Genomic DNA, 13,193 nt, shown 5'->3' with positions numbered 1-13,193 from the left:
AAAATATTTGATTATAAAAAACCAGCATATGCATCAAAATTCTTTAAAAAATGGTATGACAAAGCGTTAAAATCAAATATACCAGAAATGAAAAAAGCAGCTAAGAGTTTATATAAACATATAAATGGTATTCTTATGCATTTAAAAACAGGATTAACCAATGCTAAAATTGAAGGCATGAATTCAAAACTTAGAACTTTTACCAAAAGAGCTTATGGTTTTAAGTCTTTTAAATATTTATCCATTACTATTTTTTTGGCTTTAGGTAAATTGCCTTTTTCCTAATTACCCACTCTTTTCGTGGGAGAACCATCTATTATATGATATAATAGTAATATAAGGAAATTTAACCTTTAGTTTATTTTTCAATTTCTAATATATGATATAATTAAAAATGAGATAAATTTAAAATAATTACAATTGAGGAGGGATAAAAATGGATAATATTCTAAATATTACGGATTCAATTTATTATGTTGGCTTAAATGATAGAGATACTCATTTATTTGAAAATATGTGGCCATTACCAAAAGGAGTTACTTATAATTCTTATCTTATCAAAGATGAAAAAAATGTTTTGTTTGATACCGTAAAAGCAACAAAAACACATTTATTCATCGAAAAAATAAATAATATTTTAGATGGAAAAAAACTAGATTATCTCGTAATTAATCATATGGAGCCTGATCATTCTGGTTCAATTTCTGATATTTTAAGGGCATATCCTGATATTAAAATCATTGGAAACAAAAAAACTTTTGAATTCCTAAAAGCTTTATATGGAATTGAATCTAACTTATATGAAATTAAAGATGGCGATGAAATTGATTTAGGTAAACATAAATTGAAATTTTATTTAACTCCCATGGTACATTGGCCAGAAACTATGATGACATTTGAAGAAACAGAAAAGATTTTATTTGCAGGTGATGCTTTTGGAGGTTTTGGAACTTTAGATGGTGGTGTTTTTGATGATGAGGTTGATATAGAGTATTATGAAAATGAGATAAGAAGATATTATTCAAATATTGTAGGAAAGTTTGGGCCTATGGTTCAAAGAGCTATGAAAAAACTTTCTGGTTTAGATATAAAAATAATTGCTTCTACTCATGGCCCAGTTTGGCGAACTAATCCAGGAAGAATTATTTCATTATATGATAAATGGAGCAAATATGAAACTGAAGAAGGTGTAGTGATTGCATATGGTTCTATGTATGGTAACACTGAAAAAATGGCAGATTATATAGCTAGATGTTTATCTGATGAAGGTATTAAAAATATAAGAGTAATGAATTCTTCAGAAGTTCATGAGTCATTTATAATCAATGAAATTTGGAGATTTAAGGGTGTTTTATTTGGAACAAATACTTATAATAATGGGATTTTCCCAAGAATGGAAAACTTATTAATTAATTTAGAACATAAGGGCATTAAAAATAGGGTATTTGGAGTGTTTGGTACATACGGTTGGAGTGGTGGTGGAGTAAAAGGTATAGTTGAATATATAAAGAAAAACAAATGGGAAATGGTATGCGATCCTGTCGAAGTACAATTCTCTGCACATGAGGAACATTATGAAAAATTGAGAAATCTAGCCAAAGAAATGGCAAAACGAGTAAAAGAATAAGTTAAATTTCAACATTATATTAAAATTAGTAGATAAAAAAGAGCAATCCAATTATGGAATGCTCTTTTTTATGATTTAAGGGAGAGATTTTTGTTAATTCTTTAAAACTTTGCACAATTCTGGAACTATATCAATTGAAGTAGATGAACCTTCAGAATATATTTTTTTCATAGAAGGATTATCAATTTGAACCATTATTTCACCGAATTCTGTATCTATAAATGATTCAACTGTATTTCCCAAATATACATTTATTTTTACTCTCCCTTTTATTAAACCATCATTATCTTTCAAAATTAGAGATTCTGGTCTTGCCATTAATATCGCTTTTTCTCCAACAGAAACATTTTTTTCATATTTAGGAATTTCTAAAATTTTATTTTTAAATTTTACTATACACTTTTCTCTTTCTATATTTTCAATTTTTACTTCAAAAAAAGCAACTTTTCCAACAAAACCTGCAACAAATTTGGAATTAGGGTTTTCATATATTTCATTAGGTGTTCCTATTTGAATTATTTTACCTTCTTTCATAACAATTATTTTATCTGATAAACTCATAGCTTCAACTCTATCATGTGTAACATATATTGCCGTAATTCCAAGTTTTTTTTGAATTTTTCTAATTTCTATTCTCATTTGTTCTCTTAGTAAAGCATCAAGATTCGATAATGGTTCATCTAAAAGTAATATTGATGGTTCAACTATAATTGAACGCGCTAGAGCAACTCTTTGTTGTTGACCTCCTGATAACTTAGACGGCGCCCTATTTGCAAGTTCTTTTAACCCAACCATTTCCAATGTATCTATTACTTTCTTTTTTATTTCTTCTTTATTCATTTTTTTTAGTTTTAATCCATAGGCCACATTATCAAAAACTGTCATATGTGGAAAAAGCCCATAACTTTGAAAAACAGTTGCAGTATCTCTTTTGTTTGGGGGCAAAAAAGTTATATCCTCATTTCCTATATATATTTTCCCATTTGTTGGAAGCTCAAAACCTGCAACCATTCTTAATGTTGTTGTTTTTCCACATCCAGATGGTCCTAACAATGTAACCAATTCTCCTGGTTTTATTTCAAATGAAGAATTATTTACCGCTATTACTTTTGTATTATATTTTTTATCATAAAATATTTTAGTAACTTTTTCTAATTTTAGGGATACTTGTTTTTTAGTCATTGTTTCACCTCTCATTGAGAAACTGTTTTTTCCAGCGCTTCACTCTCTTTAACCAATAATCTCATAATTCCAAAAGCTGCTAATACTATTATTATTAAAGTAGTAGCCAATACGCTTGCCAGACCAAATCTTAAATTTTCTGAGAAATTATAAATCAAAACAGTAATATGATACCATTTTGCTGAAATCAGGAAAATAACAGCACTTACAGCTGTCATAGATCTTACAAAAGTATACGATAAACTAGATATAAATGCTGGTCTTAATAATGGTAATACTATAGTTTTGAAAACTGTAGGAACATCTGCACCCAAATCCTGTGCTGCTTCTTCTATTGATGGATCAATTTGTCTTAACGCTGCAATTCCTCCTTCAACTCCCACAGGAAGTTCTCTTATAATATAATTTATCACTATAATAGCACCAGTTCCAACCAAAATTATAGGTGGTTTATTAAAAGCTAAAATATAACTAATACCTATTAATGTTCCTGGAATTGCAAATGGTGCCATTATTAAAATTTCAAATATTCTTTTCCCAATAAATTTTTTTCTTACTAAAATTAATGCTGTCATCATTGCTATAATACCAGCAAACGGGGTTGCTATTGAAGCTAAAGTAACCGTATCTGTTATTGCATCTTTTCCTCTTTGTAATGCTTCTTTTATATTTTCTAATGTAAAAGTATAATCTATACCCCAATTTTTCACAAAACAGCCTGCTACTATTGTTCCATATAAAGAAATCAAAAATATTATTATAAATATAATCAAACTTATCAGTATTATTTTTACCGGTTTTGATACCAATTCAGTAATTCTTGGTGATGGTTTTCCAGTTACGGTAACAAATGATTTTTTTGATACCCAAAATCGTTGAACTAAAAAAGCTGTAATTGTGGGTAAAAGTAACAATATAGACAATGCTGCTCCATTCCCTAATCTGTTCATACCAGTGACTTCTAAATATGCCTCAACTGATAATACCCTATAATTCCCTGATAAAATTAAAGGATTGGCAAAGTCAGCCAAAGAATTAGTAAATACTAATAGCCATGCACTTAAAATTCCTGGCATTGATAAAGGAAAAGTTATAGTTAAAAATGTTTTTAATTTAGAAGCATTTAAATCTAAAGAAGCATCTTCAAGAGTTGAATCTATTGAGTGCAAAATCCCTACCATTGTTAAATAAGCAATTGGAAACATTCCCATTGTTTGAACCAGAGTTAATCCTAATAAACCATATATACTAAAATTCTGAAGATGTAAAATTTTTTTAGTTATCAAGCCATTATTTCCAAATAATAATAAAATAGATAAAGTTAAAGAAAAAGGTGGTGAAATCACTGGTAACGTTGCCATAGTATTGAAAAACTTTTTTCCTTTTATTGTTGTTCTTGTTAATACAAACGCAAATAAAAATCCTATTAATGTTGAAAGTGTTGCTGTAGATATACCAAGTTTAATACTTCCCCAAAAGGCTTTTAAATACTGATTTGTAGTTAATATTTTTTTCCATATTTCAAGTGAGAATTCACCATTTTTTATAAAAGTTAATCTAAAAGCCTCAAATAATGGATAAGCTGTAAATACAGCAACTATTATAAAAATAGCAAGTATAATAAAATTCATTATTGGATCTCTTGAAAAGTTTATTATTCCATAAATTAAGATAAAAATTATTATTATTGAAAACATAAATATATTAGCTAAACTATAAAATTTTAAATATTTATCAATTTCAAAAAATAATATTCCTATTCCCAAAACATCATAATCATTACTTAGAATAGGTGAAAATATTATTCTATATTTAGAATTATTATATTCATAATCTTTTTTAGTAATATAAAATTCGCTATACTCGGCACTTTCTATACCTTTTTTAAATTCATCAGTTTCTATCAAATTTTTATAAAAATTATAAATATTTTTATCTATATAATATTCTGTACTTTCAAAAAAATCTGGAAGTCCATCTATATATATAATTTTCAATGTTTCATTTTCTTTTTCATACTTTTCAATCCAAGAGTTATAATCTTTTTCATCTTCACTTATAGACTTTGATATAATGTGCCCTGTTTTTAAAAGAGTATCATTTAACATTTTATTATAAGACGATTTTATATTAGAAAATATCCAAAAATCTATTACAGATATTAGCAATAGCAAAATTATAAAATATAAAATCTTTTTATAAGTAAACATATATTTCAACTCCTATATGAGTTTTAAATTAGGCGGCTAATGCCGCCTAAGGTATTATATTACTTTGCTCCAATTTCTTTATTCCATCTTTCTACTAATCTTTCTCTATTTGCTGCATCCCAGACGAAATTCTGATTTACTATTCTTAGTTCTTCAATATTTAATGGTGCTTTATCTTTTGGAGCTAATTTTGAAACAGGTAATACAAACCACTCTGATATCATTTCTTGAGCTTCTTTTTTTAACATCCAATTGTATAATTTTTTTGCTGTAACTGGATTTGGTCCGTTTTTTATTAAAGACATTGAAGCTAATTCAAAACCTGTCCCCTCCATTGGAACGGTAACTTTTAATGGAGCTCCATTAGCAATTAATTTAAATAAATCATGAGCATAACCAATAGCAAAAGGTATTTCCCCAATTGCTGCTTGTTTTCCACCAGCAGAACCAGATTTGGTATATTGGTCTATGCTATCATCTAATTGATGTAAAAACATAAAAGTTAATTCTTCATCTTCGTGGAACATATGTAAAATTGTAGTTATAACATTATAAGCTGTTCCAGATGTATTTGGATTTGCTACTCTAACCAGTCCTTTATATTTAGAATCAATAATGTCAAACCAGCCTTTTGGAGCTTCTAATCCTAATTCTTTTGCCCTTTCAGTATTTGTTGCAAATGCTAATACACCTATGTATAGCCCAATCCAATAATTTTCTGGATCTCTAAATTGTGCAGGAGTATATTGTGCCAGAGGTGACTTATACGGTGTGGTTAAACCCTTTTGCTTTGCTTCAACATGCCCTAAACCTACGCCACCAACCCAAATTGAAGCCTGTGGATTTTCCCTTTCTGCTTCAAGCCTTGCAACTGTTTCTCCGGTTGAAAGTCTAACCCATTCAACTTTAATACCTGTTTCTTCTTCAAATTTATCAAATAATTCTTTAGCAAGTGGTTCTTCTAATGTTGTATATGCTTTTACAACATCACCAGCTGAAAAAATCATGACACTTAATACTAAAACAATAACCAAACCAAATAACTTCTTCATTTTTACACCCCCATATTAAAGATATTAATTTTTATTCATCTCCTATTATCCAGGAAGCTATATTACTAAAATAAAGATTAATGTTTTCACCTATCTGCGGTATTTTATTTTCAATTGGATTAAACAGAACACAACTTACTATTTTATTTTTTCCAGTTATAATTTCATATTCAACATATGAGCCAAGATAAGTTACTTTTTTTACAACACCGGAAATAGAATTTTCTTTTTTCTCATAACTTAATGATTCTGGTCTTAATACTATTAAAACCTTTTCATTTTCTTTCAATTCGTTACTTCCTGTACAATAGAATTCTTTTCCTATTTCTTTACTATAAACATGATATACATCTTTTTCTTTTTTAATTATTTTTCCTTTAATAAAATTAACTTTACCTATAAAATCAGCAACAAATTTATTCATTGGTCTGGAATATATTTCAAAAGGTGTTCCTACTTGCATTATTTTTCCTTTATTCATAACAACTATTACATCTGATATACTCATTGCTTCTATCTGATCATGAGTAACATAAACACTTGTTATTTTTAATGCTTTTTGTATTTTTCTGATTTCAGATCTCATGGATTCTCTAAGTTTAGCATCTAAATTTGATAATGGCTCATCAAATAATAAAACTTTCGGTTCCATCACAAGACTTCTTGCAAGTGCAACACGTTGTTGTTGTCCACCAGATATTTGATCTGGACGTCTATTTTCCATACCTTCGAGACCTATTAATTGTATTATTCTTTTCGTTTTTTCTTCTATTTCATTTTTAGATAATTTTTTTAATTTTAACCCAAATTCTATATTTTCTTTAATTGTCATATGAGGAAATAAAGCATAACTTTGAAACATCATGGAAACATCTCTTTTATTGGGAGGAATATTAGTAATATCTTTTTCATCAAGAAATATCTTTCCATTTGTTGGAGTTTCAAACCCAGCTATCATTCTTAATGTAGTAGTTTTACCACATCCAGAAGGTCCAAGAAAGGTTACAAATTGTCCTTTATCTATTTTAAGAGAAAAATTATTAACAGCTATTGTTTCACTCTCTTTACTTTTAAAAATTTTATATATATTTTTTAATTCCAGACTCATATTTGACACCTACCTATTCAGACGCAAAATCGTTATTTACTATAGAAATTTTATTCTTTAAAAGGACTTTCATTAATAGCATAAATGATAAGATAATAAGTATTAACACAACTGAAAAAGCACAAGCTTCAGACAGCCTTCCTGAATCTGTTTGACTTAATATTTGAACTGTCATTAAATTCCAATCTGCGGATACCAGAAATATTGCAGCACTAATTGCTGTCATTGCCCTTACAAAAGAATAAACAAGTGCAGAAAAAAATGCGGGAACAATCAATGGCAATGTTATTTTAGAAAAAACCACTTTATCATTTGCACCAAGTGTATATGCTGCTTCTTCAATTGCAGGATCTATCTGATTTAACAGCGAAACTCCAGTTTGAATTCCCACAGGAATATACCTAAATATAAAATTTAATACTAATATAGCAAATGTTCCTGTTAACAATAATGGCTTTGAATTAAATGCAAGTATATATCCTATACCAACAACTGTACCAGGAACTGCAAAATTAAGTAATGATACAAATTCCAGTGTTTTTTTCCCTGGAAAAGTTTTTCTGACAATCAAAAATGCTATAATCATACCTAAAACTGCTGATATAGGTGTAGAAGTTAAAGCTATTGTTAACGTATCTTTTATCGCTTCTTTTCCGACATCAAATACATACTTAAAATTTTCCAGTGTAAATTCATTATTCATTCCCCAAATCTTTGTAAATGCACCCCAAAAAATAGTAACATATATTAACAAAATAAATAATGAAATAATTAAGCACAACGCAAACAAAAACCATTTTGCAAATTTATTAACACTTTTTAATTGCGATGTCGTTGGTTTGCCGGTAATTGTTATATATTTCTTTTTTCCTATCCAATATTTTTGCAAAATGAAGGCTATTAATGATGGTAACAATAACCATACAGCTAATGCTGCGCCACTACTCAAATCGAACATTCCTGTTATTTGTAGATAAGCCTGTACTGATAAAACCGGGAATCTCGAACCAGCTAATATTAAAGGGTTTCCAAAATCCGCCAGTGATTCTATAAATAAAATTAGCATTGTACTTGCAATACCTGGAACAGATAAGGGCAAAATTATTTTTGTAAAAACCTGCCATCTGGAAGCTTTTAAATTAAATGCCGCATCTTCCAGAGTTGGTGAAATTGTAGATATAACCCCATCGAGTGTTATAAAAGCTACAGGAAAGAAAGTTACTATTTGAGCTATCATTAATCCCCAAATTCCATAAACAGGAAATGTTCTTATACCAAAAATTTTTGCTGTTATAATACCGTTAAAACCAAACAACATTATTATAGCCATAGCACCTATAAACGGGGGAAACACCATAGGAATAACCGCTATAGTTTTAAAAAATTTCTTTAATGGTATATCAGCTCTATTTACAGTATAAGCATAGAGAAAACCTATTAAGGTTCCAATGACAGCAGTTAATGTTGCTATTAAAATGCTGTTTTTAAATCCCTGTTTCATATAATCATTAGAAAAAATAGAATTGTATATTTCCAATGAGAATTTTCCATCTTCATTGGTAAAACTGACTATAAAAACCTTAAATAATGGAAAAATTATAAATATAAATAACAAAATGAATATCAAGACAATTAAAATTAACAAAGATGGATTATTTAGCATACTTTTTATTTTATTATAAAATTCCTTATTTCTTATTTTCATAAATCCATCCCTCCAAAAAAAAGGGGGAGTCCCCCTTTATTATTTAACTGGTAAAACTTCTTTTATCCATCTTTCGACAATTCTTTTCTTGTTTTGTGCTGCCCAAATTTCATCAACAGTAATTAATTTTATTGTTGATAATGGCTGTAATGTACCAAAATTAACATCAGACCTTACAGGATAGAAAAATGTTTTTTCATCAACAATTGTTTGTTGGCCTTTTTTCGATAATAACCAATCGACTAAAACTTTTGCTTCATATTTATGTTTTGCACCTTTTACAATAGATACACATGCTGCTTCATAAGGAACACCTTCTTTTGGAAATACTACCTCAATTGGATATCCCTGTTCTTTAAACTGGAAAAATGCTGGAGTGAATTGAATTCCCAATCCCGCCTGTCCTACACCTACTGACTTTGAAGGTCCTGTTCCACTTTGCGTATAAGATTGAACATTTTTAGCTAGTTTTTTTAAATAATCTATCATTCCATCTTCACCATAAATCGATATTAGTCCAGTAATAAATGCATAAGCTGTACCAGAAGTTTGAGGACTTGGATATTGAATCATATTTCTATATTCAGTTTTTAATAAATCCATCCAGCTCTTTGGGAGGTCTGCTTTTATCTGCTCTAAAACTTTTAAATTAACTCCTATACCCAGTGGGTTCATATAAAAAGCATGATAATAACCTTCCACATCATAAAAATTAGGAGTAATACCATATACACTTGTAGTTTTATATGAAGTAGTCAATCCTCTTTCTTTTGCAATAATATGATTTGGCATTGGAGCTCCAAACCACACATCAGCCTGCGGATTCTCTTTTTCAGCTTCAAGTCTTGCTAATGCTGGTCCAGAAGAAAGGAAAATATACTTTACCTCTATACCAGTCTGCTTTGAAAATGCATTTAAAATTTTTCTTGCATTTGCTTCGTCAACACTGCTATAAATAATTAATTCGGAAAATGATAATACAAATAGAGACAAAATCAACATAAACAATATGCTTTTTTTCATTTCAATTCCCCCCTTAAATTTTTATACAATAATATAATAATAAAAAAATGCTTTAATATACGCTCAAAAATGTATTAAAAATGTAACTATATTAAAATAAATTCTTTAGGAAAGTTAATATATTTCCTTTCATCATATATAGGAAAGTATTTAAGTAGTAGATTGTGAAGTAATCATTATTTAAGACATTAATTTGAAGAAATCCTTTATTATTATTATTTAGAATCTTTATTTTAAATAGAGGTATATTATTATCCTCTAAAATTTTACCGATTATTTTAGCAGAAACTACTTTTTCTGAGGTAGTTAAAATTTTATACAATTTATTTTTATTTTTATAATCTTCAATATATACTCCCTTTTCATGATTAAAAGCTATTACTTTATTATTTTCATTTACAACTTCATTTGCCAGGTTAATTGGTAAAAATAATTCCTCCTTAATCCTTTCTTTGATATACTGTAAATCTTCATTGTTTTCAGTTCCATATATCATATCATTTATTTTTATATTTTTTTCAATTTCAAAATATTTTATACTTCCATCTAAAAAATAAATTTTCCCAAAAATACCCTTGTAGTTTTCTTCTTCTGTTGAAGGAGATATATAATTATAAACTGGTAATTTATTAATTCTTTCCCATATATCGAAAATAAAATCGGGATCTTTTATCTCATAGAAAGATAAATATTTCATTGAAACTATCATTTTTATTGGAGTTGACGAATTATATCTTCTTATCATTTCATTTTTATCATTTATGAAAAACACTTTATTAAAATCTTTATTTAAGATATATGATTCAAAATATATTATTATTATCACCAAAAACAAAAAAATAAATATATATCTCTTTATCTTTTTATCATCCATTTTCCATCCACTCCATTGAAAATTTTAAAGTTACTATAGTTCCATCGTTTCCTTCAATCGTTATATCTCCATTATGTTTTTTCATTATTTCTTTTGTTATACACAATCCAAGTCCATAACTTGTTTTTCCTCTTTTTGAAAAAAAAGGATTAAAAATATTTTCTAAATTTTCTTTTTTTATGCCAATACCATTATCTTTCAAAACAACATAATAGTCTTCATTTATTAAAAAGGATTCTATCGTTATCTTAGAACATTTACTATGTTTTATTGAATTATCAAGAATATTTAAAATTACTTCTTTTATCTTTTCATAATCAAATAATAGAATTCTATTTTCGATATTATTTTCAACTATTATAGAAAATTTCTTTAACCTTGGATTTAATATACCTACGCATTCATCAATAACCTTTTTTATATTATGTTTTTTAAAATTAAATTCAAAATCATTTTTATTCATTTTAGATATGTAAAGTAATTCCTCAACCAACTTTAATAATCTATTGCCTTCTTTTGTAATATAATTTATAGAAATATTTTTATCTTTTTCATCTTTTAATCTTAAAAGAAGATTTGCATGACCTAATATTGAAGTTATAGGTGTTTTTAATTCATGAGTTATATTATCTATAAAAACTTTTTGTTTCTCTTTTTCTTCTTTTAATGACTTTATATAATGTTCCAATTTTTCAATCATAATATTAAATGATTTTACAAGAGAATTTATTTCATCATTACTTTTAATAGATATACGTTCATTAAAATTTCCATTTGCTATTTTCTCAGTTTCTTCCTGTAATTTTCTTATTGGTGTTGTAATTGAATTAGAAAAAAAGAAATTCAAAATAACAACAGCAAGTATCGAAAGTAGGCTAATTATAATTAAAGTAATTTTTATATTGTCTATTAATCCAAATTCTAACTCCATTGGATAAATAAACCTTATAACTCCAATAACTTCGTTTTCAAAAAATATTGGACTTGAAAAAAACAAAGTAATTTCATTTCCATCCTTTTTTAATATATAATTTTTCATACTATTAGCAGCATAATGAACATCCTGATATACATATAATTTTTTTGTAATTACACTATCAGCAAGCAAATTTTTTCTATTATCATATATTTCGATATGGAAATGATATTTTCTAAATAAATAGTTGGCAATAAATGGCGAAAGTTCATTTAATTTAGTATAAACATTTTCATTCCTATATTTTTTTAATGTATTTATAATATATATCTGACTTTCCTGACTATACTCTGTCATCCTATTTATAACATTTGATATAATATTTTTTTGAAATGTATTTAATGTTATAAAAAAAATTACTATTAAAATAATAATAGTGGAAGATATATTTAAAAATAATATTTCATTTTTTATGCTATTTTTCATCATCCACCTCTAATTTATATCCAACGCCATAAATTGATTTTATATATTTATTATATTTTCCCATCTTTTTTCTTAATCTTTGAATTGCCATGTCAACAGCTCTCGTATCAACATCACTTTCGTATCCCCAAACTCTTTCTAGCAAAAAATCTCTTGATAAAACCTGATTATAGTTACTCATAAATAAATTCATCAATTCAAATTCATTTTTTGTTAAATATATTTTTTCTTTATTTATATAAAAATCACGGGACTTATTTTTTATTTCTAATTTCCCTATAGAAAATCCACTTGGTTCTATTTCTGCTTTTTTTATCCTTTTTAAAATATTTCTAATCCTCAAAATCAATTCTTTGCTATCAAACGGTTTTGTAATATAATCATCTGCCCCTAATTCTAATCCTAATAACTTATCATTTTGATTATTTTTAGCAGTTAATATTATTATAGGAATTTTATAATTGGTAAATTGCATTTGTTTCAACAATTCAAAACCATCATAATCTGGAAGCATTAAATCCAAAACAACAAGATCTGGATACTCTTTTTTAAATAAAAGCAAACCTTTATCTCCATTTTCTGCAGTTATAACTTCAAAATTTTCAAGAATTAAGTTCATTTTTATAAGATCTAAAATACTTTTTTCATCTTCAATTATCAATATTTTCATAAAATCCCCCTCGTATAATTAGTATAGAATAATTATATTATTGTTATTGATTATTATTATTATTTATATGCTCTTTGAAAAGTAAATATATTTTATTTATATTGATTTATGTGTTTTTAGTTATATGTTTTATATTAGTAGTTTTCTATTGAGCATCTTTTTCAGTATTTATTTTTTGCTTGTTTTTAAGTTTTACCTCTGGTAAAATAGTTTTAGATAACATCCCCCTGAGACTTGTTCTCTTAAAAAAGATTTCTAAACTAGAGTATAGTTTTTCACTTGCCGGAAAATGTCGTTTCCTCGATTTATGTTTCGCGAGGTTGTGAGACTATACTCAACT

General features: G+C 27.0%; 11 protein-coding genes. 2 read left to right on the top strand and 9 right to left on the bottom strand.

Translation table 11 applies throughout. The features are described 5' to 3' along the window. Both BUA62_RS10495 and BUA62_RS10490 read left to right on the top strand, forming a co-directional pair. Positions 1–285: transposase (locus BUA62_RS10495; RefSeq protein WP_143148373.1), on the top strand; the 285-nt coding region annotated here is incomplete at its 5' end. A gap of 151 nt (positions 286–436) precedes the next feature. Next, entirely contained in the window at positions 437–1,627 is a 1,191-nt protein-coding gene (locus BUA62_RS10490) for an FprA family A-type flavoprotein (protein ID WP_072866005.1), read from the top strand. Between the two features lie 93 nt (positions 1,628–1,720). Here the strand turns inward: BUA62_RS10490 and BUA62_RS10485 are convergent, their stop codons facing one another. From BUA62_RS10485 to BUA62_RS10445, 9 genes are all read right to left on the bottom strand, one after another. Further along, entirely contained in the window at positions 1,721–2,809 is a 1,089-nt protein-coding gene (locus BUA62_RS10485; RefSeq protein WP_072866004.1) for an ABC transporter ATP-binding protein, read from the bottom strand. A gap of 11 nt (positions 2,810–2,820) precedes the next feature. After that, positions 2,821–5,019 carry an ABC transporter permease gene (locus tag BUA62_RS10480; RefSeq protein ID WP_072866003.1) on the bottom strand — a complete coding sequence of 733 codons (2,199 nt, stop codon included), beginning with the start codon at positions 5,017–5,019 and terminating at the stop codon, positions 2,821–2,823. Between the two features lie 59 nt (positions 5,020–5,078). Next, positions 5,079–6,071, bottom strand: coding sequence for an ABC transporter substrate-binding protein (locus BUA62_RS10475; RefSeq protein WP_072866002.1), 993 nt, complete (start codon positions 6,069–6,071; stop codon positions 5,079–5,081). 31 nt (positions 6,072–6,102) lie between these two features. Then, the gene (locus tag BUA62_RS10470; RefSeq protein WP_072866001.1) at positions 6,103–7,179 is read right to left on the bottom strand and encodes an ABC transporter ATP-binding protein; all 1,077 of its coding nucleotides are present in this window, start codon (positions 7,177–7,179) and stop codon (positions 6,103–6,105) included. Between the two features lie 13 nt (positions 7,180–7,192). After that, positions 7,193–8,884, bottom strand: a complete 1,692-nt coding sequence (locus tag BUA62_RS10465; protein ID WP_072866000.1) for an ABC transporter permease — start codon at positions 8,882–8,884, stop codon at positions 7,193–7,195. 39 nt (positions 8,885–8,923) lie between these two features. Next, on the bottom strand, positions 8,924–9,907 hold the full coding sequence (locus tag BUA62_RS10460) for an ABC transporter substrate-binding protein (protein ID WP_072865999.1): 984 nt from the start codon (positions 9,905–9,907) through the stop codon (positions 8,924–8,926). A 91-nt stretch (positions 9,908–9,998) separates the two neighbouring features. After that, positions 9,999–10,781, bottom strand: a complete 783-nt coding sequence (locus BUA62_RS10455; RefSeq protein ID WP_072865998.1) for a DUF3919 family protein — start codon at positions 10,779–10,781, stop codon at positions 9,999–10,001. Continuing rightward, entirely contained in the window at positions 10,774–12,183 is a 1,410-nt protein-coding gene (locus tag BUA62_RS10450; protein WP_072865997.1) for a sensor histidine kinase, read from the bottom strand. The genes BUA62_RS10455 and BUA62_RS10450 overlap by 8 nt, the downstream gene beginning before the upstream one ends. Further along, on the bottom strand, positions 12,173–12,853 hold the full coding sequence (locus BUA62_RS10445) for a response regulator transcription factor (RefSeq protein ID WP_072865996.1): 681 nt from the start codon (positions 12,851–12,853) through the stop codon (positions 12,173–12,175). The genes BUA62_RS10450 and BUA62_RS10445 overlap by 11 nt, the downstream gene beginning before the upstream one ends. Positions 12,854–13,193: the final 340 nt, after the last annotated feature.

The organism is Marinitoga hydrogenitolerans DSM 16785, assembly GCF_900129175.1.
Classification (GTDB): domain Bacteria; phylum Thermotogota; class Thermotogae; order Petrotogales; family Petrotogaceae; genus Marinitoga; species Marinitoga hydrogenitolerans.
Note: the sequence above shows the minus strand (reverse complement) of the source record. Positions and strands in the feature narration are given on the sequence as shown.

Excerpts from the sequence above, each read along its gene's own strand:
- BUA62_RS10490 (WP_072866005.1), top strand. The coding sequence starts at position 437 with ATGGATAATATTCTAAATATTACGGATTCAATTTATTATGTTGGCTTA.
- BUA62_RS10485 (WP_072866004.1), bottom strand. The coding sequence starts at position 2,809 with ATGACTAAAAAACAAGTATCCCTAAAATTAGAAAAAGTTACTAAAATA.
- BUA62_RS10480 (WP_072866003.1), bottom strand. The coding sequence starts at position 5,019 with ATGTTTACTTATAAAAAGATTTTATATTTTATAATTTTGCTATTGCTA.
- BUA62_RS10475 (WP_072866002.1), bottom strand. The coding sequence starts at position 6,071 with ATGAAGAAGTTATTTGGTTTGGTTATTGTTTTAGTATTAAGTGTCATG.
- BUA62_RS10470 (WP_072866001.1), bottom strand. The coding sequence starts at position 7,179 with ATGAGTCTGGAATTAAAAAATATATATAAAATTTTTAAAAGTAAAGAG.
- BUA62_RS10465 (WP_072866000.1), bottom strand. The coding sequence starts at position 8,884 with ATGAAAATAAGAAATAAGGAATTTTATAATAAAATAAAAAGTATGCTA.
- BUA62_RS10460 (WP_072865999.1), bottom strand. The coding sequence starts at position 9,907 with ATGAAAAAAAGCATATTGTTTATGTTGATTTTGTCTCTATTTGTATTA.
- BUA62_RS10455 (WP_072865998.1), bottom strand. The coding sequence starts at position 10,781 with ATGGATGATAAAAAGATAAAGAGATATATATTTATTTTTTTGTTTTTG.
- BUA62_RS10450 (WP_072865997.1), bottom strand. The coding sequence starts at position 12,183 with ATGAAAAATAGCATAAAAAATGAAATATTATTTTTAAATATATCTTCC.
- BUA62_RS10445 (WP_072865996.1), bottom strand. The coding sequence starts at position 12,853 with ATGAAAATATTGATAATTGAAGATGAAAAAAGTATTTTAGATCTTATA.